Annotated in this window: 24 protein-coding genes; 8 read left to right on the forward strand and 16 right to left on the reverse strand. The window is 66.6% G+C overall.

The features are described from left to right. Positions 1 to 112: 112 nt before the first annotated feature. Positions 113 to 871 carry a hypothetical protein gene (locus tag WS96_RS30170; RefSeq protein ID WP_059837488.1) on the reverse strand — a complete coding sequence of 253 codons (759 nt, stop codon included), beginning with the start codon at positions 869 to 871 and terminating at the stop codon, positions 113 to 115. A gap of 35 nt (positions 872 to 906) precedes the next feature. Next, the gene (locus tag WS96_RS30175) at positions 907 to 1,728 is read right to left on the reverse strand and encodes a hypothetical protein (RefSeq protein WP_059837489.1); all 822 of its coding nucleotides are present in this window, start codon (positions 1,726 to 1,728) and stop codon (positions 907 to 909) included. 15 nt (positions 1,729 to 1,743) lie between these two features. On the opposite strand from WS96_RS30175, the gene WS96_RS34680 reads away from it, so the two are divergent. The 3 genes from WS96_RS34680 to WS96_RS30185 all read left to right on the forward strand — a co-directional run bounded on the left by WS96_RS34680 (position 1,744) and on the right by WS96_RS30185 (position 3,311). After that, the gene (locus WS96_RS34680; protein ID WP_257128081.1) at positions 1,744 to 2,277 is read left to right on the forward strand and encodes a hypothetical protein; all 534 of its coding nucleotides are present in this window, start codon (positions 1,744 to 1,746) and stop codon (positions 2,275 to 2,277) included. Next, complete coding sequence (locus WS96_RS34685) at positions 2,274 to 2,450, forward strand: cupin domain-containing protein (RefSeq protein ID WP_257128082.1); 177 nt, start codon at positions 2,274 to 2,276, stop codon at positions 2,448 to 2,450. The genes WS96_RS34680 and WS96_RS34685 overlap by 4 nt, the downstream gene beginning before the upstream one ends. A 135-nt stretch (positions 2,451 to 2,585) precedes the next feature. Continuing rightward, positions 2,586 to 3,311, forward strand: a complete 726-nt coding sequence (locus WS96_RS30185) for a glutathione S-transferase (protein WP_059837490.1) — start codon at positions 2,586 to 2,588, stop codon at positions 3,309 to 3,311. Between the two features lie 27 nt (positions 3,312 to 3,338). Here the strand turns inward: WS96_RS30185 and WS96_RS30190 are convergent, their stop codons facing one another. Together WS96_RS30190 and WS96_RS30195 are read right to left on the reverse strand one after the other, a co-directional pair. Then, on the reverse strand, positions 3,339 to 3,737 hold the full coding sequence (locus WS96_RS30190) for a hypothetical protein (RefSeq protein WP_059783990.1): 399 nt from the start codon (positions 3,735 to 3,737) through the stop codon (positions 3,339 to 3,341). Between the two features lie 119 nt (positions 3,738 to 3,856). Then, positions 3,857 to 5,257 (reverse strand): MFS transporter, encoded by a 1,401-nt coding sequence (locus tag WS96_RS30195; protein ID WP_059837491.1) that lies wholly within the window; start codon positions 5,255 to 5,257, stop codon positions 3,857 to 3,859. 204 nt (positions 5,258 to 5,461) lie between these two features. On the opposite strand from WS96_RS30195, the gene WS96_RS30200 reads away from it, so the two are divergent. Then, a complete protein-coding gene (locus tag WS96_RS30200) occupies positions 5,462 to 6,376 on the forward strand; it encodes a LysR family transcriptional regulator (protein ID WP_059837492.1) in 915 nt (304 codons plus the stop codon). A gap of 83 nt (positions 6,377 to 6,459) precedes the next feature. On the opposite strand, the gene WS96_RS30205 is transcribed toward WS96_RS30200, so the two are convergent. The 5 genes from WS96_RS30205 to WS96_RS30225 form a co-directional block, all read right to left on the reverse strand. Then, the gene (locus tag WS96_RS30205) at positions 6,460 to 8,022 is read right to left on the reverse strand and encodes an amino acid permease (RefSeq protein WP_059837493.1); all 1,563 of its coding nucleotides are present in this window, start codon (positions 8,020 to 8,022) and stop codon (positions 6,460 to 6,462) included. Between the two features lie 103 nt (positions 8,023 to 8,125). Then, positions 8,126 to 8,590: an Lrp/AsnC family transcriptional regulator gene (locus tag WS96_RS30210; RefSeq protein WP_034205181.1), complete on the reverse strand. Its 465-nt coding sequence runs from the start codon at positions 8,588 to 8,590 to the stop codon at positions 8,126 to 8,128. Between the two features lie 97 nt (positions 8,591 to 8,687). Then, a complete protein-coding gene (locus WS96_RS30215) occupies positions 8,688 to 9,446 on the reverse strand; it encodes a dimethylarginine dimethylaminohydrolase family protein (RefSeq protein WP_059837849.1) in 759 nt (252 codons plus the stop codon). 209 nt (positions 9,447 to 9,655) lie between these two features. Next, the gene (locus WS96_RS30220; protein ID WP_059837494.1) at positions 9,656 to 10,906 is read right to left on the reverse strand and encodes a DUF1479 domain-containing protein; all 1,251 of its coding nucleotides are present in this window, start codon (positions 10,904 to 10,906) and stop codon (positions 9,656 to 9,658) included. Positions 10,907 to 11,016: 110 nt separating this feature from the next. Continuing rightward, entirely contained in the window at positions 11,017 to 11,406 is a 390-nt protein-coding gene (locus WS96_RS30225; protein WP_059837495.1) for a VOC family protein, read from the reverse strand. A 72-nt stretch (positions 11,407 to 11,478) separates the two neighbouring features. Here WS96_RS30225 and WS96_RS30230 point away from each other — a divergent pair, with 72 nt between their 5' ends. Continuing rightward, the gene (locus WS96_RS30230) at positions 11,479 to 12,465 is read left to right on the forward strand and encodes a helix-turn-helix domain-containing protein (protein WP_059837496.1); all 987 of its coding nucleotides are present in this window, start codon (positions 11,479 to 11,481) and stop codon (positions 12,463 to 12,465) included. Between the two features lie 90 nt (positions 12,466 to 12,555). Here the strand turns inward: WS96_RS30230 and gltA are convergent, their stop codons facing one another. The 7 genes from gltA to WS96_RS30265 form a co-directional block, all read right to left on the reverse strand. Then, positions 12,556 to 13,857 (reverse strand): citrate synthase, encoded by a 1,302-nt coding sequence (gene gltA, locus WS96_RS30235; protein ID WP_034205185.1) that lies wholly within the window; start codon positions 13,855 to 13,857, stop codon positions 12,556 to 12,558. 54 nt (positions 13,858 to 13,911) lie between these two features. Continuing rightward, positions 13,912 to 14,184, reverse strand: a complete 273-nt coding sequence (locus WS96_RS30240; protein ID WP_034205186.1) for an FAD assembly factor SdhE — start codon at positions 14,182 to 14,184, stop codon at positions 13,912 to 13,914. 6 nt (positions 14,185 to 14,190) lie between these two features. Next, on the reverse strand, positions 14,191 to 14,892 hold the full coding sequence (locus tag WS96_RS30245) for a succinate dehydrogenase iron-sulfur subunit (RefSeq protein WP_006479352.1): 702 nt from the start codon (positions 14,890 to 14,892) through the stop codon (positions 14,191 to 14,193). Positions 14,893 to 14,913: 21 nt separating this feature from the next. After that, positions 14,914 to 16,689 (reverse strand): succinate dehydrogenase flavoprotein subunit, encoded by a 1,776-nt coding sequence (gene sdhA, locus WS96_RS30250; protein WP_034205187.1) that lies wholly within the window; start codon positions 16,687 to 16,689, stop codon positions 14,914 to 14,916. A 3-nt stretch (positions 16,690 to 16,692) separates the two neighbouring features. After that, positions 16,693 to 17,061 carry a succinate dehydrogenase, hydrophobic membrane anchor protein gene (sdhD, locus tag WS96_RS30255; protein WP_059837497.1) on the reverse strand — a complete coding sequence of 123 codons (369 nt, stop codon included), beginning with the start codon at positions 17,059 to 17,061 and terminating at the stop codon, positions 16,693 to 16,695. 4 nt (positions 17,062 to 17,065) lie between these two features. Next, positions 17,066 to 17,482, reverse strand: a complete 417-nt coding sequence (sdhC, locus tag WS96_RS30260; protein WP_034205188.1) for a succinate dehydrogenase, cytochrome b556 subunit — start codon at positions 17,480 to 17,482, stop codon at positions 17,066 to 17,068. 168 nt (positions 17,483 to 17,650) lie between these two features. Next, the gene (locus WS96_RS30265) at positions 17,651 to 18,475 is read right to left on the reverse strand and encodes a GntR family transcriptional regulator (protein ID WP_080747666.1); all 825 of its coding nucleotides are present in this window, start codon (positions 18,473 to 18,475) and stop codon (positions 17,651 to 17,653) included. Positions 18,476 to 18,763: 288 nt separating this feature from the next. Between WS96_RS30265 and WS96_RS30270 the strand changes: the two genes are divergently transcribed. From WS96_RS30270 to WS96_RS30280, 3 genes are all read left to right on the forward strand, one after another. Further along, positions 18,764 to 19,750: a malate dehydrogenase gene (locus tag WS96_RS30270; protein WP_006487742.1), complete on the forward strand. Its 987-nt coding sequence runs from the start codon at positions 18,764 to 18,766 to the stop codon at positions 19,748 to 19,750. A gap of 183 nt (positions 19,751 to 19,933) precedes the next feature. Next, complete coding sequence (locus tag WS96_RS30275) at positions 19,934 to 20,941, forward strand: HpcH/HpaI aldolase/citrate lyase family protein (protein WP_059837498.1); 1,008 nt, start codon at positions 19,934 to 19,936, stop codon at positions 20,939 to 20,941. 230 nt (positions 20,942 to 21,171) lie between these two features. Continuing rightward, entirely contained in the window at positions 21,172 to 21,681 is a 510-nt protein-coding gene (locus tag WS96_RS30280; protein ID WP_034205190.1) for a hypothetical protein, read from the forward strand. The last annotated feature ends 9 nt before the right edge of the window (positions 21,682 to 21,690 follow it).

Genomic DNA, 21,690 nt, shown 5'->3' on the forward strand with positions numbered 1-21,690 from the left:
ACAGTGGTTTGGCTGGTAGTGCCAATACCTGTATCGGCATTACCAGCCAAAACGGGGCACGCACGGGCCGGCGCGCGGCGCGCGCGTGCGGTACCCGTATCCGTGCCCTCGCCTAGCCGTTCGGATATTCGCGATTGATCAGATCGAGCCGCAGCATCGCGAGCTGCATGCCGGCGTTGCTCATCAGATAAAGATCGCGCCGTCGCATCGCCGCCTGCTGCGCCGATGCGTCGTAGACGCCCGGCAGCGACAGTCCCGCCGGCACCGCCGCCTGCATCCCCGCCGCGTTCGATACGCGCACGGCAATCGACGCCTGATCGCGATGGGTGACCACGCCGACCTTGCCGAGCGCCGCGGCCGACCCGGCCTGCCTGACGATCGCGGCGGCCACGCCATCGGGCGTCGGTATCGGGCTGCCGGCGACCGCGGCGGGCGTCGCGATCGACGTCACGCCGGCCGTCAGTCCGTACTTCGACGCGAGCACGCTCGCGACTTCCTGCTGCGCGAAGATCGGCGCCGCGACTTTCTGCCGAAGCTGGAACACGGCATCGGCGATCGCCTCGTTCACGGGCCCCGACACCGGCGCGGCGGCCGATGCCCCGGCGCGATTTCCGAAGCCGAACGCGACGATCGTGTTGATCGCGGCGGCGTCGACGGTCGGCGGCGTCCATGAGAAAAACGTGTCGAGCAGGTAAGCGGTTTCGTCGGCGGCGGTCGCGCGATCGTTCAGTTCGTGGGTCAGCTTGCCGAGCATCTGGCGCTGCAGTTCCGCATCGGAAACGGGGGCGTCGCTCGCGAAGGCCGGTGCGGCGGCGGCACACGATGCGGCGAGCAACGAGGTAGAGGCCAGGAAATGGCGGCGGTTCGTCATGGTCACGGGATTTGAATGAAAAACAACGGAAAACATCAGCCCTTCGGGAAAGCCTGCGTCGTCGCGGCCATCGCGTGCGTCAGCATCTGCGCATACATGTCGTGCACGAGATAGAGGCTGCGGTTGCGCGTCCACGGCTGGCCCGACTGCGGGTCGTACGTCGTCGGCAGCGGTACCTCGGCAACCGCCGCCGCTTGCATGCCCGCCTGCTGCGAGGTCTGGATGCAGCGCTTCGCATGATCGCGATGGCCGACCACCGCTACCGTGCCCATCGCCGCCGCACCGCCCGCGCGCGATACCGCCACGGCCGCGACACCCGCGGTACTCAGGTACACGATCGACCCGTCGCTCGCGATCACCGGCTCGATCGACGACAGCACGTCGGCGCCCAGCCCGTATTTCGACACGAGAAAGCGCGCGATTTCCCACTGCGCGTAGACCTTGACGGGTTTCAACTGGCGGATGCGGTACACGGCGTCCGCGAGCGCTTCGTTCACCGGCCCCGGATCGGGCAGCGCCGACTGGTTGCCGCCGGTGCTCGACGTATTGCCGCTCGCCGCGTTCGGACGATTGCCGAAGCTGTACGCGACGATCGCGCCGATGCTTGCGGCCGGCACCGTCGGCAGCGCCCACGTGAAGCCGACATCGGTGATCGCCGGCACGATCGCATCGACCGTCGCCGCATCGCCGAGCTGGGCGTTCAGCTTCGCGGACATCTGCGCGGCGAGTGCGCCATCGGTAACGGGTGCCGACGTGACGTCGTCGCCACCGCATGCGCTCAGCAGCGGCGCTGCCGCGACGGCGGGCGCGACAGCAAGAAATTTTCTTCGTGAAGAAGCCGGCGGGTTCAGATTCATAACAGACAGGAAACGATGCGAACGACGCCGGCAGCAAGTCGCGGCGTTGCAAATCGCGGGTTCAGGGAAATGACCATCGGGCACGTCGCACGGCTGGAAAGCGGGCGACAGGATCGACGCGCGGATCGGATCGCGGCACCCCGTCGATCGACGATGCTGGATCGTAGTGGGCGTTTATTAAATGGCGGTGAACCTGTCGATCGAAGGCTGACGATCGCCATGCCGTTTCATCGGCGGGCGCGTACGTTTCATCCGTGGCGAGCGAACGCAGCCGCCGTTTCACAGGTGGCGAGCACCCGATGCGCGGGCATCGTCGCGCGTCGCACGGCCCGCTTCGGATTTCGCGATACGAGGGCGCAACGCGCGTTCCCACGATCCGATCCGGAGCACGCGACGATGGCGTTCGGCCTGAACGAATCGCTTGCTCGGCTCGATGAAGAAGGCACGCTGTTCACGACGCCGTTTCGGCCCGGCACGCACGAGCCGAGCGGTACCGGCCGCGCATCGAGGACGGGCAGAAGCCGCATACGCGCGGCGAGATTGACGTGATCGCCGCCGGCACGTCGCGCTTCGTCGTCGTCGACGGACGCGAATGCGACGTCGCGATCGGCGACGCGCTGTTCGTTCCCGCACACGCCGGGCATCGCTTCTCCGGCTTCATCGACGATTTCTCGACATGGGTGTTCTTCTACGGCCCCGAAGGCAGCGAACGCGGCACGTGACGCGTGACGCACGACGCACGACGCACACGGCACTTTTCCGGCGATCTCCTAGACTGTCTATTCGCAGCGGGCGCCGCATGGCCGCCCCACCGTCAAGCAGCCGGCAGCATCCGGTGCAACGAACAGGAGAACAGCATGCGATACGAACTCTATTACTGGCCCGAGATCCAGGGACGCGGCGAATACGTGCGGCTCGCGCTCGAGGCGGCCGAAGCCGACTATGTCGACGTCGCGCGCGAATCGGGGCGCGGCATGGGCGTGTCGGCGATGATGCGCATGATGGACAGCACGAAAGCGGAATGCGTGCCGTTCGCGCCGCCGTTCCTGAAGTCGGGCGACGTAGTCGTCGGGCAGACCGCGAACATCCTGCTGTTTCTCGGCGCGCGGCTCGGGCTCGCGCCCGACGACGAAGCCGGCCGGCTGTGGGTCCACCAGATCCAGCTGACCGCCGCCGATTTCATCACCGAGATCCACGACACGCACCATCCGATCGGCAGCGGCCTGTACTACGAGGATCAGAAAGCGGAAGCGGCCGAGCGCGCGGCCGATTTCCTCGAGAATCGGCTGCCGAAATTCCTCGGCTACTTCGATCGCTTGCTCGAACAGAATCCGCACAAGAGCGGCTATATCGCGGGTAACGCGCTCAGCTATGCGGATCTGACGATGTTCCAGTTGATCGAGGGCCTACGCTATGCGTTTCCGAAAGCGATGAAGCGCGCGGAGCGCAAGGTCGCGGCGCTCGTCGCGCTGCACGATCGCGTCGCGCAGCACCCGCCCGTCGCGCGCTACCTGGAATCGGAGCGCCGCATCCCGTTCAACGACATGGGGATCTTCCGGCACTATCCGGAGCTCGACAAGTAACGGCCCCGCGGGCGCGCAGCTCGCCGTCTACGCGGCGACCGGCGTCTCGTGCAGGTGGCGCCATACGATCACGCCGTCCGCTTCGCGCCGGAACAACGCCGTCGAGCGTCGCACCGTGCGCCGCCCTTCCATGTCGGTCTGCGTCTCGCGATAGCCGATCACCGCGCCGTCGGACCACACCGCCAGGGCGCGCAATTCGTCGATGCCGATCACGAGCCCGGGCCGCGCGCCGTGCCCGCGTGAAAACAGCGCATCGACGCCCGCGTAATCGAGCACCGTGCCGGACGTCGTGATCATCGAAAATCCCGGCGAAAAACGCGCCATCAGCATCGCGAGCCGCCCGGGCTCCGCACGGCCCGACAACCAGCGTTCGATGTCGACGTGCGTGTCGACGACTTCATTGAAAAACGGATTCGGCAGATTCATGGGTCTCTCAGGTTCTCAGGTTCTCAGGTTCTCTGGTTCTCAGGTTCTCAGGTTCTCTGGTTCTCAGGTTCTCAGGTTCTCAGGTTCTCAGGTTCTCAGGTTCTCAGGTTCTCAGGTTCTCAGGTTCTCAGGTTCTCAGGGCGGGATGAAACGGCTTGCACGGCCGGCGTGCGATGCGCGGGAAGCCGCACGACGCAGCCGAGCGGCAGCAACGTCAGCAGCACCGCCAGCCCGAAGCACCAGCGGTACGGGGCCGGCGACGGCGGGCCTGCGTCGAGTGCCAGCAACGCGTTCAGCGCGCTGCCGAGCACGGCCACGCCGACACAAAAGCTCAATTGGCGGTTGATGTTCCAGAGCGCGCTCGCATCGCCCATCCGATCGGGCGGCACGTCGGCGAATGCCGCGCTTTGCGACGCACTCGTGCACAGGCTCGCGCCGAATCCCATCGCGACGAACGCCGCGACGCGCAGGGCTTCGACGCGCGCCCACGGCGTCGCGAGCAACGCGATGCCGACACAATCGATCGTGATTCCGCACGCGAACAATGGCTTCGCGCCGTGGCGCGGAAAACAGCGGCGTGTCGTCGCGATCGCGAGGAACGCCGCGATCGCCCACGGCAGCATCAGCGCGCCGACATGCGCGGCGCTCAATGCGAGGGCGTTCTGCAGATACAGCGACGCGACGAGATTGACGCCGGTAAAGACGCCCGGCACGCAGAGATAGATCACCACGCCGGTCCGCAACCACGGTTGCGCGAGCAGACGCAGGTCGAGCAGCGGGGAAGCTGCACGGCGCGCGTGTCGCACATAACCGATGCCGGCTGCCGCCGCGGCCGCCAGCATCGCGCACGGAAATGCCGTTCCGCCGGGCTGCCCCGCCGCGGTGAGCCCCAGCAGCAGCGCGACCAGCGCCGCCGCGCTCAGGCCGAGCCCGCGCCAGTCGAGCCGCGCAGGCCGCTCGCGTGCGCCGTCGCGCGGCAGCCATGCCAGCGCGAGCGCACCGGTCGCAGCCGCAATCGGCACCATGGCGAAGAAGATCGCACGCCACGATCCGCGATCGACGATCGCGCCGCCGATCGCGGGCGACAACGCCGGCACGAGCAATGCGACCATCATCACGATCGACGTAAGCCGCGCGTGGGCGTGCGGCGGATACGCGCGATAGGCGATCGTCTGGCCGACCGGAATCAGCAGCCCGCCGCCCAGCCCCTGGACCAGCCGCCACACGAGCAGCGCGTCGATCGACGGCGCCGCACCGACGCCCGCGCTGCCGAGCCCGAACAGCAGCAACGATGCGCCGAACACGCGCCGCTCGCCGCAGCGACGCGCCAGCCACGTGCCGAACGGAATCACGACGGTCAGCCCGAGCACGTACATGTTGCCGACCCACGCGAGCTGCGCGACCGATGCGTGCAGCTCGCGCTGCAGCGCCGGATACGCGGCGTTCAGCATGAACATGTTCGCGAGATCGATCGCGAATCCGAGCAGATAGACGGCGGCGATTCTGGAGCGGTCGGGCATGGCGGCGGCCGGGGCATCACGAAACGCCGCAGTGTAGAGGCCGGCAGTCCGGCCGGTAAGCAGCCGGATGCGACCGGTCCGGTCGAAAAATTTTGACAATCGGATCGTGTGCGGCCACGCCGCAATGCGCGACGCATCGCACGCGACCGCACATTCGGGTACCCTTCGGGCGATTCCATACACCGACAGGACCGCACCCCGACCATGGTGAGCCTCGATCGTTTCGTCGTCTTCCGCGCCGTGGTCGAGGCGGGCTCGTTCACGGCCGCCGCGACCGCGCTGAACCAGGCACGCGCGGCCGTCAGCTTCAACATCAAGCAGCTCGAAGCCGAGCTCGGCGTGACGCTGCTCACGCGCACCACGCGGCGCGTCGAGCTGACCGATGCCGGCGAGCGGTTCTACCGACGCTGTCTGCGCGTGCTCGACGAAGCCGAAGGCGCGATCGACGAGGTGCGCAGCGAACATGGCGGGATGGAGGGCATCCTGCGCGTGACGTCGACGGTCGAATATGCGGCACGCATCCTCGCCCCGGCGCTGCATGCATTTACCGCGCGGCATCCGGCGTTGCGCGTCCGGCTCGAAACGCATACGTCACAGGCGGACCTCGTGCGCGACCGCTTCGACGTCGCGATCCGGCTCGGCCGCCACGAGCACTTTCGCGAGCTGCCGTATCGCGGCGTCTGCCTCGGCACGTACGACGTGCTGCCCGTGATGGCGCCCGACCTGCCGGCGCGCGCCGGCGTTCCGCAACCGGCGTCGCCGGACGCTTTGGCGCGCCTGCCGCAGCTCGGCCACAGCCGGCTCGAACGAATCGCGGAATGGACGCTCACCGATCGCGCGGGCAACGAGCATGCGTTCCGGCCGCACGCGAAACCGCGCATCGTCGTCGACAACGCGTCGGTGCTGTGCGAACTGGCGCGCCAGGGCAGCGGCGTCGCGCTGCTGCCCGAATGGCTCGTGCGCGACGATCTCGCAAGCGGTGCGCTGGTCGACGCGCTGCCCGCATACCGTTTTCCGCGGCAAAACGTCTACGCGTTGTACGTCGCGACGCGGCACGTGCCGCAGAAAGTGCGCGCGTGGGTGGATTTCATGAAGGCGCAATTGCAGCAGACGCACTGAACGCGCGGGACGGCGCGACGCGTTTCAACGGCAGCCGGCCACCCGATTCGGCCGGCTCCGCCACTGCGCGGCGCGGCTGGCGATCAGTGCGACTGCCCATGCTGCGCGGCCGCCGCGTCGACGGCCTCGACCGAGCGCGTGAGCCACGGCCCGATGTCCATCTCCTCGTAGCGCACGAGCCGGCTCTTGCGCGCGCGGCGATACGCCCACCAGATCGCGACGAACAGCGGAATCCACACATAGATCGACACCACCTCCATCCAGTCGATGCGCGTCGCGAAGAACGCCTGGTAATCCTGGCCGAGCGAAATCACGATGCAGACCGCGATCGCGAACAGCGGCCCGAACGGAAACCATTTCGCGCGATACGGCAGTTGATCGAGCCGATAGCCCTGCTTCAGAAATCCCTTGCGGAACCGGTAATGGCAGACCGCGATGCCGAGCCACGCGATGAAGCCGGTGATGCCGACCGTATTCAGCAGCCACAGATAGATGCGCTGGTTGTTGGTCAACGACGTGAGGAAACACAGCCCGCCGACGGCCATCGTCGCGTACAGCGCGTTGCGCGGCACGCCGCCTGGCGACAGCCTCGCGAACATGGCCGGCGCGCGCCCTTCCGATGCGAGGTTGTACAGCATCCGCGTCGCCGCGTAGGTGCCGGAATTGCCGGCCGACAGCACGGCCGTCAGGATCACCAGATTCATCGCGCCGGCGGCGAGCGGGAACCCCGCGTGGCTGAACACCAGCGTGAACGGGCTCACGCCGATGTCGGTCACGTCGCTCTTCAGCAGGTTCGGATCGGTGTACGGCACGAGCAGGCCGATCACGAAGATAGCGAGCACGTAGAACAGCATGATCCGCCAGAAGATCTGCTTCACCGCGCGCGGAATCGTCGTGCGCGGGTTTTCCGATTCGCCGGCCGTGATGCCGACCAGCTCGGTGCCGAGGAACGAAAAACCGGCGATCAGCGCGACGCTCATCATCGCGTGCACGCCGCCGACGAACGGCGCGTCGCCGGTCGTGAAGTTGCGCCAGCCGACCGGATGTCCGGTGCCGGTATGCCCGGTGCCGGTATGCCCGGCGCCGAGCACGCCGGCCGCGATCAACAGCCCGGCCGCGATGAACGCGATCACGGTGACGACCTTGATCAGCGAGAACCAGTATTCCGATTCGCCGAAGCCGCGCACCGACAGCGTATTGAGCAGGAAGATCAGCACGAGGAACCCCGCGCCCCACCACACGCCCGGCACCGCCGGAAACCAGTAGCGCATCACGATCTGCGCGGCGACCAGCTCGATCGCGATCGTCACCGCCCAGCTGTACCAGTAAGTCCAGCCGAGCGCGACGCCGAAACCTTCGTCGACGTACTTCTCGCCGTAGATCGCGAACGAGCCCGATACCGGCATCAGCGCGGCCATCTCGCCAAGCCCCGTGACGACGAAGTAGACCATGATCCCGATCGCGAGATACGCGGCGATCGCGCCGCCCGGCCCCGCCTGCGCGACGGACGCGCCCGACGCGACGAACAGCCCCGTGCCGATCGAGCCGCCGATCGCGATCATCGCGATGTGGCGGCCCTGCAGACGACGCTTCAGCGTCGCCTCGGACGGCGCGGCCGTCTCCGCTGCCGCTTGCATAGCATCCATAGTGTTCATCCTGATTGTGGCCAGGCCAATCCATTTTGATTTGGAATGCAAATCGATTGCCCCGGTCATTCGCGTTGAAAACGGCCCTGTCGGGCCGGTCGCCTCACACGACGCTGCGCTTGATCGCCTGCAGTTCGGCCGTCGTCACGATCTTCTCGATCCGGAACCGCGGGCTTTCCAGCCACGCGTTCGCGATTCGCCGGTATTCGTCGAGATCCTCGCACGCGAGCCGCACGAGAAAATCGAACGTGCCGCTGACGAGCCAGCAATCGAGCACGGCCGGATTCGCGCGCATTTCCTCCTCGAACGGCGCCTGCGAACGCCCATGATCGGCCAGCACGATCTGCGCGATCACGACGATCGGCTTGGTCGCGCGCGGCGCGTTGATCACCGCGCGGTACCCTTCGATCACGCCGAGCGCCTCGAGCCGCTCCACGCGCGCCTGGCAGGGGCGCGGCGTGAGGTTCACGCGTTCCGACAGCTTGCGGTAGGAAATTCGCCCGTCGGTCCGCAGGATGTCGAGGATCCGGAGATCGATCTTGTCGAGCTGCATCTTCTTGTCGGTCATCCGCGTTCGCTCCGGTCGGGTCGTGGCTCATGCGCGGAACGTCTGCCGTTCCGCGCGGGGCCACATTATCCGGCCGAAGCGCTCGCGCGCCAATCGGCTAGAACCGCAGCGACAGGCAGGTCAGGCCGCCGTCCATCTTGCGGAACTCGCTCGTGTCGATCACGTGCAGCGGCATGCCGAGCGACGCGATCGCGTCATGCACGCGCGGATAACCGGCCGGCGTGATCAGCGTGCCGTTCACGCGCAGCGTGTTGCCCGCGTATTCGTCCTCGGCCGCGATCGCGATCCGACGATAGCCGGCGAACGCCGGATGCGCGGCGAGCGCTTCCGTGACGAGCAGCGTGTCGTCGCCGAGCGCGTTGACGACCGATTTCAGGTGCAGGCCGGCGCCGACCGGCACCGCGACGACCGAGTAGCCATGGCGCGACACCAGCGCGTCGAACGCGGCGATGCCTTCCGCGTCGGTGCGGCTCGTCAGGCCGATGAAGAAGCGCTTGCCGACCTGCATCACGTCGCCGCCGTCGAGGCGGCCGGACTGCATCGGCAGCAGGTCGCGATGGGCGGCGAGCGCCGCTTCGACATGAACCGTCTCGCCGCGCCGGGCAGGCGCGCCGGGGCGCGTGATCACCGCGAATTCCGGCGTGACGACGGCGACGTCCTCGACGAAGTGCGCATCGGGAAACGCATCCAGCGGCGGCAGTTCGGTCAGCTCGACGCCGAGCCCGCGCAGCGCGTCGCAGTACGCGCGGAACTGCGTGAGCGTCTTGTCGTAGTCGGGCGCGCCGAGCGCGGCGGTGGTGAGACCCGCGCCGCAAGACGGCGCGGGACGGCGAACGATCGCTTGCGTGAATTGCATCGACTCCTCCATGGTCTGCGCCGCGTCCGTGCGGCGCACGGGCCAGCGGCGTGATGTCCGGACCATTATCGGAAGCCAAATTGCGCAATTCGCGTCGATTTCGGCGGCACCGACAGCCGATTGCGTCGAATTGCGCGCACCCCGCAGCGGATTCGGCAGACGGGCCGCTCGCCGTCTCGCGCACGGCCGTTTCGTCTGCCGCCCGCGCGTCACGCGCCGGGCTCGAATCCCATCTGCGCGCGACCGAGCGCCGTCAGCTCGCCCTCCCCCGCGCGCCCGTCGAACTCGACCTCGAAATGATCGGCCGGGAAATCGGGCGGGCTGTCGCCCCGCAGGAACGCGGTACGCTGGCGTTGCAGGTACGCGTCGTTTTTTGCGCAGCCGGGCGCGGCGGCGATGTACATCACGTTGCTGTCGCCGCTGCCGCGATGCGCATCCTCGACCGCATGCACGACGTCGCCGTGCCAGAACACCGCGTCGCCCGGCGCCATGTGCGGGATCGGCACCAGCGCGTCGAGCAGCAGCGCATGCCATTCGGGCCGGATCGACAGCGCGCGGCCGGGACGCGCACCGCACAGGTCGTCGTCGGCGACGTCGTCCTGCAGCGCACGCAGCACGACATAGGCCATCGCGTTCGCGACCGGGATCAGCTGCAGCGTGCCGTCGCCGGGCCCCTGCGGCGTCAGCGCGGTCCAGCCCTGGAACGTGCGGAACATCGAGCACACGGCCGGCGACGGAATCTCCTCGACGTCGGGACGGAACGCCGCATCGAACGGATCGTAATCGCGCCAGCGGCCGGCCAGCACGTGGCGATAGACCTGGCGAAAATTCGCGCCGAGCCAGCGCTCGACGGAGCCGCCGTCGACATGCGGCGACAGCCCGAGCGACGTCGAGCCGGGCGGCCGGCGGCGAATCCGGTCCGCATAGGCGGGCACTTGGGCGGGATCGAAATGCGTACGTGCGCCGTCCGCATGCCGCCACAGGCGATTCAGGAACACTCGCGCCTGCGTAAGCGCCGGCGACTGGCGCGCAGCGACCTGCGGCTTCGACCAGTAAACGCCGTAGATCTGCGGCTTGCTCGACGCGAGGTTGCCGAAATAGCGGTCTTCCGCGCGCGCGTGCAACCGGTCGGCGAAACGGTTCGCGTCCAGATACGCGCCGATCTCGTCGTTCCAGTCGCGCGCCTGCCGCGCATCGAACACGCCGCGGATCACGACCGCGCCATGCGTGCGGATCGCGGCAATCGCCCGCGGATCGACCTTTCCGCCCGCGATATCCGCGAACGGCACGACCGGAATCACGTCGCGGCCATGCGCGTGCGCGCGGCGGATCGCGTCGACCTGCCGCGCGATGTCGCCTTCCAGCTCGCGGAACGTGGCCGCATAACCGGGCAAGTCGGCGCGCAGCGCCCGTTTGGCCGCGCGGATCGCGGCCGGCAGATCGTCAATCGTCAGTTGCATCGTCGTCTCCTCGCTGAAGCGTGTCGTGATGTGCTGTCAGCGTACGGTCGGCGCAGGGTCGCCATCACCACTATCCGGCCAATGATCGATACAATCCTGACAATCGTGCGTCATTCGCGACGATGGCAGACCACGCAGAGCTTGTTGCCGTCCGGGTCGCGGAAATAGGCGCCGTAGTAGTCGCGGTGATAGTGCGGCCGCAGGCCCGGCGGCCCTTCGCAGACGCCGCCCTGTCGCAGCGCGAGTGCGTAACAGCGATCGACGTGGGCCCGGGTCGGCGCATCGAACGCGATCGTGTGGCCATTGCCCGGTTCGGGCGGCCGGCCATCGAGCGGCTTGCCGAAGAAGAACAGCGGCCGCTCGGCATCGGCGGGCATCCAGCCCGACCAGCCGTCCGGTTCGCGGAATTTCAGGCGCAGCCCGAGTTCGGCGAACAGCGGCGCGTAGAAATCGTAGGCGCGCGCCGTATCGCCGACGCCCACGCAAACATGTGAAAACATGGCATCGCTCCGTGGTGACGATCGCTCACGATCATGCCACGGCGCGCTGCCCGCCCCCTACCGGAGGCCGCGATGAAACCGCAATACGAGCACGTGACGTTCGCGCCCGGCTGTTCGATCCGCGTCTATCACCGTCAGCTCGCGCGCATTCCGTTCGAGTGGCATCGCCACCCCGAATACGAACTGACGCTGACGCTCAACAGCCGCGGCCGACGCTTCATCGGCGATCATGTCGCGCGCTACGCGGACGACGATCTCGTGCTCGTGCCGCCCAACCTGCCGCATACGTGGTCGTCGAACGCGCGCATCGATCGCGACGCGCCCGAGGTCGCGCTCGTCGTCTGGTTCGACGGCGACTGGGTGCGGCGGCTGGCCGACTGCTGCGTCGAATACGCGCCGCTGCGCTCGCTGCTGCGGCGCGCGGCGCCGGGCCTGCGCTTCGACGTGGAGACGGCTCGCGCGATGCGCGCGCGCCTGCCGCTGCTGCTCGATCCGTCGCCGCGCGCGAGGCTCGCGGCCACGCTCGACACGCTTGCCGATCTCGCGGAAGCCGGCGGCGAACCGCTCGCCACCGCGCACGCGTACGGCCAGCCCGACGGTGCGCCATCGCCGGCCGACCCGGCCGACCCGGCCGCGCCCGAAGCCGAACGCCTCGATCGCGTGCTCGACGCGATCGACCGGCATTTCCACGAACCGCTGCGCATCGACGCACTCGCCGCTGTCGCGCACCTGTCCGAACGCACGCTGCAACGGCTGTTCGTCCGGCATCTCGGCGAAAGCGTCGGCCGCTACGTGCAACGGTTGCGGCTCGCGCATGCCTGTCGCCATCTCGTCGGCACCGACTGGCCGATCGCGACGGTGGCCGCGCGCTGCGGCATTCCGAATGCCGCGAACTTCAATCGCCAGTTCCTCGCCGCGCGCGGCACGACGCCCGGCGCGTACCGGCAGTTCTTCAAGCAGCACGGCCACGCACCCGACGACGATGCGCTCGCGCTCGACACACGGCCGCCGTCGCTGGAGCGCCGCGCCGGATCGGGCCGGCGTCGGCCGCGCAAATGAAAACACCCCGACGGGCTGACCCGTCGGGGTGTCGTGGCGTTGCGATTGCCCGACGCGAGCGGCCTGCCGGCCGTTCGCGTCGCACACGGTTCAACGTGCGTTGAGCGGCTTCGCTTCGCGCGGCGTGTCGCCGATGAACAGCTGGCGCGGACGGCCGATCTTCTGTTCCGGATCGGCAATCATTTCGTTCCACTGTGCGATCCAGCCGACCGTGCGTGCCATCGCGAAGATACACGTGAACATCGACGTCGGGATGCCCAGCGCGCGCTGGACGATGCCCGAGTAGAAGTCGACGTTCGGGTACAGCTTGCGCGACACGAAGTATTCGTCTTCCAGCGCGATCTTCTCGAGCTGCATCGCGAGCTTGAACAGCGGGTCGTCGTGCAGGCCCAGTTCGTTCAGCACTTCGTAGCACGTTTCGCGCATCAGCTTCGCACGCGGGTCGTAGTTCTTGTACACGCGGTGACCGAAGCCCATCAGCTTCACGCCCGAATTCTTGTCCTTCACCTGCTTGATGAATTCGGGGATGTTGTCCGGCGAACCGATCTGCTCGAGCATGTTCAGCGCGGCTTCGTTCGCGCCGCCGTGCGCCGGGCCCCACAGACAGGCGATACCGGCCGCGATACACGCGAACGGGTTCGCGCCCGACGAACCGGCCAGGCGGACCGTCGACGTCGATGCGTTCTGCTCGTGATCGGCGTGCAGGATCAGGATACGGTCGAGCGCGCGGACCAGCACGTCGTTGACCTTGTACTCTTCGCACGGGTTCGAGAACATCATGTGCATGAAGTTCGCGCTGTACGACAGTTCGTTCTTCGGATAGACGAACGGCTGACCGATGCTGAACTTGTACGCCATCGCGACGAGCGTCGGCAGCTTCGCGATCATGCGGATTGCCGACACTTCGCGGTGACGCGGATCGTTGATGTCGAGCGAGTCGTGATAGAACGCCGACAGCGCGCCGACGGCCGCCACCAGCACCGCCATCGGGTGCGCGTCGCGACGGAAGCCGCGGAAGAAGAAGTGCATCTGCTCGTGCACCATCGTGTGCTTCGTGACGGTGTCGACGAATTCCTTCTTCTGAGCCGCGTTCGGCAGTTCGCCCTTCAGCAGCAGGTAGCAGCTTTCGAGGAAGTCGGCGTTTTGCGCGAGGTTGTCGATCGGGTAGCCGCGGTACAGCAGTTCGCCCTTGTCGCCGTCGATGTACGTGATCGCCGAATTGCACGAAGCCGTCGACATGAAGCCCGGGTCGTACGTGAACTTGCCGGTCTGGCCGTACAGCTTGCGGATGTCGATCACGTCCGGGCCCATCGTGCCCTTGTAGATCGGCAGTTCGACGCTCGGCGAGTTGTCGCTGAACGATAGCGTGGCTTTAACATCAGACGGAGTCATGGCACATCCTCAATCGAAATAAAGAAACGGGATTCGATAACGGGCGGAACGTGATTACACGTTGCGCAGCATCTCCAACAGCCGGTGAACATCCGGGCTGTCTAGGTCGCCTTCTGGTTCCTTGCGCGCGAGGAGCAAGTCCATCAGGTCGTTGTCGCTCAGATCGAGCAGGCGCGACAACGCGCCTACGTCTGCATCGGTGAGGTCATGCTCGTATCTGCCGAAGAAACGCTCGAACACGATGTCGTTCTCCAGCAGACCCCGCCGCGCACGCCAGCGAAGGCGTGCGCGACGGTGCGGGTCGGATTGATGCGAATCGTCGCTCATCAAACTTTATACCGCGCGGCGAACCATCAGTTCCTTGATCTTGCCGATCGCCTTCGTCGGGTTCAGGCCCTTCGGGCACACGTCGACGCAGTTCATGATCGTGTGGCAACGGAACAGACGGTACGGGTCTTCGAGGTTGTCCAGACGCTCGCCGGTGGCGGTGTCACGGCTGTCCGCGATGAAGCGGTAAGCCTGCAGCAGGCCGGCCGGGCCGACGAACTTGTCCGGGTTCCACCAGAAGCTCGGGCACGACGTCGAGCAGCTCGCGCACAGAATGCACTCGTACACGCCGTCGAGCTCGTCGCGCTCTTCCGGCGACTGCAGGCGTTCCTTCTCCGGCGGCGGCGCGTCGTTGATCAGGTACGGCTTGATCGAGTGGTACTGGTTGAAGAAGTGCGTCATGTCGACGATCAGGTCGCGCACGACGGGCAGGCCCGGCAGCGGGCGCAGCACGATCTTCTGCGGCAGGTCGTTCAGGTTCGTCAGGCACGCGAGACCGTTCTTGCCGTTGATGTTCATCGCGTCCGAGCCGCACACGCCTTCGCGGCACGAACGGCGGAACGACAGCGTCTCGTCCAGGGCCTTCAGCTTGACCAGTGCGTCGAGCAGCATGCGCTCATGCTGGATCTCGAGCTCGTACGTCTGCATGCGCGGCGCCGCGTCCTTGTCCGGATCGTAGCGGTAGACTTCAAAAATGCGTTTTGCCATTTCGGATTCCTTTGACTCGGCTTAGAACGTGCGCGGCTTCGGCGGCACGGATTCGACCGTCAGCGGCTTCATTTGTACCGGCTTGTAGTCGAGGCGATCGCCTTCGCTGTACCACAGCGTGTGGCGCAGCCAGTTCTCGTCGTCGCGGTGCTCGTAGTCGCTGTGCGCGTGCGCGCCGCGGCTTTCCTTGCGCGCTTCCGCCGACACCATCGTCGCGCGGGCGACTTCGATCAGGTTCTCCAGCTCGAGCGCTTCGACGCGCGCGGTGTTGAACACCTTCGACTTGTCCTTCAGGTGGATGTTTTCCACGCGCGCCTTCAGGCCGGCCATCTGGTCGACGCCTTCCTTCAGCAGTTCCGACGTGCGGAACACGCCTGCGTGCTTCTGCATCGTCGAGCGGATGTCGTTCGCGACGTCCTGCGTGTATTCGCCCGACGTCGACTTGTCGAGCTTCGCGAGGCGCGCCAGCGAGAATTCGCCTGCGTCGGCCGGCAGCGGCTTGTGTTCCTTCTGGTTCTTCACGTGCTCGACGATGTGGTTGCCGGCCGCACGGCCGAACACCACGAGGTCCAGCAGCGAGTTCGTGCCGAGGCGGTTCGCGCCGTGCACGGACACGCACGAGCATTCGCCCACTGCGTAGAAGCCGTTGACCGGTTCCTTGTGATCGCGCGACGTGCCGACGACCTGACCGTGGATGTTGGTCGGGATGCCGCCCATCTGGTAGTGGATCGTCGGGACGACCGGGATCGGCTCCTTGATGCAGTCGACGTTCGCGAACTTCAGCGCGATTTCGCGGATCGACGGCAGACGCTTCATGATCGTCTCGGCGCCGATGTGCGACAGGTCGAGCAGCACGTGATCCTTGTTCGGACCGACGCCGCGGCCTTCCTTGATTTCCTGGTCCATCGAACGCGACACGAAGTCACGCGGCGCCAGATCCTTCAGCGTCGGCGCGTAGCGCTCCATGAAGCGCTCGCCGTTCGAGTTGCGCAGGATGCCGCCTTCGCCGCGCACGCCTTCGGTGATCAGCACGCCCGCGCCGGCCACGCCGGTCGGGTGGAACTGCCAGAACTCCATGTCCTGCAGCGCGATGCCCGAACGCGCGGCCATGCCGAGGCCGTCGCCGGTGTTGATGAACGCGTTCGTCGACGCCGCGAAGATCCGGCCTGCGCCGCCCGTCGCGAACAGCGTCGTCTTGCCTTCCATGATGTAGACGTCGCCCGTTTCCATTTCGAGCGCCGTCACGCCGAGCACGTCGCCGTCCGCGTCGCGGATCAGGTCGAGCGCCATCCATTCGACGAAGAACTGCGTCTTCGCCTCGACGTTCTGCTGGTACAGCGTGTGCAGCAGCGCGTGACCGGTACGGTCGGCGGCCGCGCAAGCGCGCTGGACCGGCTTCTCGCCGTAGTTCGCGGTGTGGCCGCCGAACGGGCGCTGGTAGATCGTGCCGTCCGCGTTGCGGTCGAACGGCATGCCGAAGTGCTCGAGCTCGTACACGACGTTCGGCGCTTCACGGCACATGAATTCGATCGCGTCCTGGTCACCGAGCCAGTCGGAGCCCTTGATCGTGTCGTAGAAGTGGAAGTGCCAGTTGTCTTCGCTCATGTTGCCGAGCGACGCGCCGATGCCGCCTTGCGCGGCGACCGTGTGCGAACGCGTCGGGAACACCTTCGACAGCACGCCGACCGACAGGCCCGCGCGCGACAGTTGCAGCGCTGCGCGCAAGCCGGAGCCGCCTGCGCCGACGATCACGACGTCGAACTTGCGGCGCGGGAGGGAAGTTTTGATTGCAGCCATTCTTTACACTCTCCAGAGAATCTGCGCGGCATAGCCCGCACATGCGAGCAGCCAGACGATGGTCAGCGATTGCAGCAGCAGGCGCACACCGACGGGCTTCACGTAGTCCATCCAGATGTCGCGCACGCCGACCCATGCGTGGTAGAAGAGGGAGAGCAGCATCACGAAGGTCGCGAGCTTCATCCATTGCGCGGCGAAGATCGATGCCCAGCCTTCGTACGAGAAATCGTGCGCGCCGAAGAAGAGGGCGAGCAGAATGACCGTGTAGACCGCCATGATCGTGGCGGTGACGCGCTGCGCGAGCCAGTCGCGCAGGCCGTAGTGTGCGCCGACGACGAGGCGCTTCGAGCCGATTCGGTTATTGGCTGCCATTTTCTTAGAATGCTCCGAACAGTTTGAGTGCCATGGCGATCGTCAGCGCGATCGAGACGACAAAGACGACGACGGCCGTCCGCTTGCCGCCTTCCTTCGAGACGGCGTCGTGGTTGACGTCCATCAGCAGGTGGCGAATGCCGGCGCAGAAATGGTGGAAGAAGGCCCACGACAACGCGAGGACGATCAGCTTGACGACGATGTTGGAGAGGAAAGCCTTGAAGACTTCGAAGCTGAGCTCGGAGGTGAGGCTCTGGTCGAAGAGGAACAGCAGGAACGGCAGGAACAGGAACAGCAGCGCGCCGCTGATACGATGGAGAATCGACAATGTCGCCGCCAGCGGCATGCGATATTTCAACGTGATGTCGCCGATTCCGATGTTCCGGTATTCCGGCCTCGGCTTTCTTACTGCGTCAGTCATGCTAGACCCCTACTATGTTGTCACACTAATCCGCGATTTTAGCGCCTTTTTATATCGCGCTGCAGCGAAAGTCTGCTCTGGATAATTGCGCGAACAAGAACAAAGGCGGCCCGAAACGTGCTTCGCGAGCGTGGGAAACGCGAAGGCACGCGGCTGAGCCGAACGTCGTCAGCTCAAGTCATTCTGATAGTAGTACCCGGTTGTGACATACCAGCCGCGACGCACCTCCACCGGCCGGTCCCCGTACGTATAGGACACGCGCTCGACCGACAGCAGCGGGAAACCCGCCGGCACGTGCAGCAGGTCGGCCACCGCCGGATCCGCCGCCACCGCGCGGATCTTCTCCGTCGCGCGGATCATCCGCGTACCGAACTCCGTCTCGAACATCGCGTAGAGCGGCCCCTTGTACTCGCTCAGCCGCTCGAACGTGAGCCCGCGGAACATCGCGCCCGGTAGCCAGATCTCGTCGAGCACCGTCACTTCGCCGTCGAATTCCAGCAGGCGGCGCACCTGCACGACCGGATCGGCGGGCTTCAGGTCAAGCTGCCGCGCGATCTCGGCCGGCGCGCGCAGGCGCCGGCATTCGAGCAGGCGGCTCACGTGCGGGTGCTCGGCGCCGTCGTCGGCCAGCAGACGCAGGAAGCGGAATTGCGCGCGATCCTCGTTGTGCGTTGCAACAAACGTACCCTTGCCCTGCCGCCGGACCACGAGGTTTTCGGCGGCCAGCTCGTCGATCGCCTTGCGCACGGTGCCCTGGCTGACCTTGTAGCGGGCCGCGAGCTCCACTTCGCTGGGGATGATCTCGCCGGGCTTCCATTCGCCGGATTCGAGACTTTGCGTGATCAGTGACTTGATCTGCTGGTATAACGGGCTGAACGTCGGCGACGCGGACGCCGCGGGCGACGCTGCGGCATCGCCCGCGCCCGGCTGCCCTGGGCCGCCTGCGCCGGTCTGATTCGCGGTGTTCGCCTGGTTCGATGTCATGGCGCGCATTTCATCACAAACCGCACTTTTTCGTCCACTCAATTTCCGCAAAACATCTGTCTTATATAAGACATATGATACCGTTTGACTTTGCGCGTGACGGCTCCTACACTCCCGGTCGAGCAAGGGTTCGCGGGTGCAACAGCGCGTCCCCGGCTACGTGCCACGGCCGTCTCCAGGTTCACCGCGTCCGCCATCGCGAGTCCTCCGCCCTGCTTCAATGCAACGCAACGCACAACGCGCATAGAATGGCGTTTTCGCTCGCGTCCAACGCTTCACCCGTCCTGGAGATTTTCAATGGCTAAGCCCGCAAAGCGCGTTGCCGTCACCGGCGCCGCAGGTCAAATCGCTTACTCCCTGCTGTTCCGCATCGCGAACGGCGACCTGCTCGGCAAGGATCAGCCGGTCATCCTGCAACTGCTCGACCTCCCGCAAGCCCAAGCCGCCGTCAAAGGCGTCGTGATGGAACTCGACGACTGCGCGTTCCCGCTGCTCGCAGGCGTCGTGATCACCGACGATCCGAAGGTGGCATTCAAGGATGCAGACGTCGCGCTGCTGGTCGGTGCGCGTCCGCGCTCGAAGGGCATGGAGCGCAAGGACCTGCTGTCGGCGAACGCCGAGATCTTCACGGTTCAGGGCGCCGCGCTGAACGAAGTCGCCAGCCGCGACGTGAAGGTGCTGGTCGTCGGCAACCCGGCGAACACGAACGCGTACATCGCGATGAAGTCGGCGCCGGATCTGCCGAAGAAGAACTTCACGGCCATGCTGCGCCTCGACCACAACCGCGCGCTGTCGCAGCTCGCGGCGAAGTCGGGCAAGCCGGTCGCGTCGATCGAGAAGCTCGCCGTGTGGGGCAACCACTCGCCGACGATGTACCCCGACTTCCGCTTCGCGACCGCCGAAGGCGAATCGCTGCTGAAGCTGATCAACGACGACGTGTGGAACCGCGACACGTTCATCCCGACCGTCGGCAAGCGCGGCGCGGCGATCATCGAAGCGCGCGGCCTGTCGTCGGCCGCGTCGGCGGCCAACGCGGCGATCGACCACGTCCGTGACTGGGTGCTCGGCACGAACGGCAAGTGGGTCACGATGGGCATCCCGTCGGACGGCTCGTACGGCATCCCCGAAGACATCATCTACGGCGTGCCGGTCACCTGCGAAAACGGCGAGTACAAGCGTGTCGAAGGCCTGGAAATCGACGCGTTCTCGCGCGAGAAGATGGACGGCACGCTGGCCGAGCTGCTCGAAGAGCGCGACGGCGTCGCCCACCTGCTGAAGAACTAAGCCTCACGCATCGCGCCGGGCGGCCTTCGGGGCGCCCGGCTTCGGTACGGGCCGGCACGCCGCCGGCCCTGCCGATCGATCCGATTCGCGCACGTTTTGCCGCCCGCGCCCGCCGCGCGCCGGCCCAGAACCTGCCCGAATCCGATTTTCTCCACGTTGACCCGCTTCCCTGACGTAGACGAGATGGCCGCGCTCACTCCTGCACAAGTGCTGTACGACGGGGCGTCACCGCCCGCGATCCTGCCCTGCTGCGATCACTACGCGGGCAGCGAGAAGCTGATGCGCAAGTCGCTCGCGCTGCAGGCCGAGCTGGGCCCCGTGTTCGACGTCACGCTCGACTGCGAGGACGGCGCGGCCGTCGGCCAGGAAGCCGCGCACGCGGCGCTCGTCGCCGACCTGCTCGGCAGCGCCGAGAACCGCTTCGGCCGCGTCGGCGTCCGCATCCACGACTTTTCCCACCCGCACTGGCGCGACGACGTGCGCATCGTGCTGCGCGCAGCGCGCGCACCTGCCTACATCACACTGCCGAAGGTCGCGAACGCCGCCGACGCGGCCGAAATGACCGCGTTCATCGAAGGCACGCGCCGCGAGCTCGGCATCGCGCAGCCGATCGCGGTCGACGTGCTGATCGAGACGCACGGCGCGCTCGCGCAGGCGGCCGCCCTCGCCGCGCTGCCGACGGTCGGCACGCTGAGCTTCGGGCTGATGGATTTCGTCTCCGCGCACCACGGCGCGATCCCCGATACCGCGATGCGCTCGCCCGGCCAGTTCGACCACCCGCTCGTCCGCCGCGCGAAGCTGGAAATCGCCGCGGCCTGTCACGCGCACGGCAAGACGCCGTCGCACAACGTGACGACCGAGGTGCGCGACATGGGCGTCGTCGCCGGCGACGCACGCCGCGCGCGCGACGAATTCGCCTTCACGCGGATGTGGAGCATCCACCCCGCGCAGATCCGCCCGATCGTCGACGCGTTCGCACCGCGCACCGACGAAGTCACGCTGGCCGCCGAGATCCTGCTGGCCGCGCAGGCCGCCGACTGGGGCCCGACGCGCCACGGCGATACGCTGCACGATCGCGCCAGTTATCGTTATTACTGGTCGGTGTTGCGCCGCGCGCGGGCCACCGGCCAGCCCGTACCGGACGACGCCGCGCCGCTGTTCGGCCCGGCCGCCGCGGGCGCCGCGCGTTGAGTGCGCGCCGCCGGCCGATACACGAGTTTCATGCATTCGCGGTTTCGCGAACCGGACAGACGTTTGCGAAACGACAAAAAACGTAACGGAGCCCGAAAACCTGATGTATGCGCGGCCAAATAGGTGAAAATAGCGGCCGCTGCGCGCTTTCGGGGCGCGTGCAGTTTCAAACCGGCCGGCAGTTTCGATTGCCGGCCCTTGTCAACTGATTATCGAAAGGTTCTGACTCCATGAAGAAACTCCTGATCGCTACCGCCATCGGCGCCTTGTCCGCCACGATGCTGGTGTCGGCTCCGAGCGCGTTTGCCCAGGGTACGGCCACCACGAAGAAGGCCACGGCCAAGCGCCCGGCGCCGGCCAAGCGCATCATCCCGCGCAGCAAGAAGGCGCAGGCGCGCGCGGCCGCCAAGGTCGATCCGGTACCGGACGGCGCGGTCAAGTGGTCCTGCAAGGAAGGTCTGTCGTTCGACCTCGCCGGCGACATGAAGCGCGACCAGGTCGTCACGGTTCACTGGGCGAAGAAGAACTACAAGCTGCCGCGTCAGGCCACGACGACGGGCGCCGACACGTTCTACGATCCGGCAGCCGGCTTCAAGCTGGTCGTGATCCCGAGCAAGGCGATGCTGTTCTCCGACGCAAACGGCGGCGAGCGCCTCGCTGACGAATGCGTGACGCCGGAAATGGCACAAGGCGGCGCAGCGCCGACGCAGGCGAACGAGCTGAAGCCGGCAACGAACTAAGCACGTTCC

Origin of the sequence: Burkholderia sp. MSMB1835, from assembly GCF_001526365.1 — a bacterium.
Taxonomy (GTDB): Bacteria; Pseudomonadota; Gammaproteobacteria; order Burkholderiales; family Burkholderiaceae; genus Burkholderia.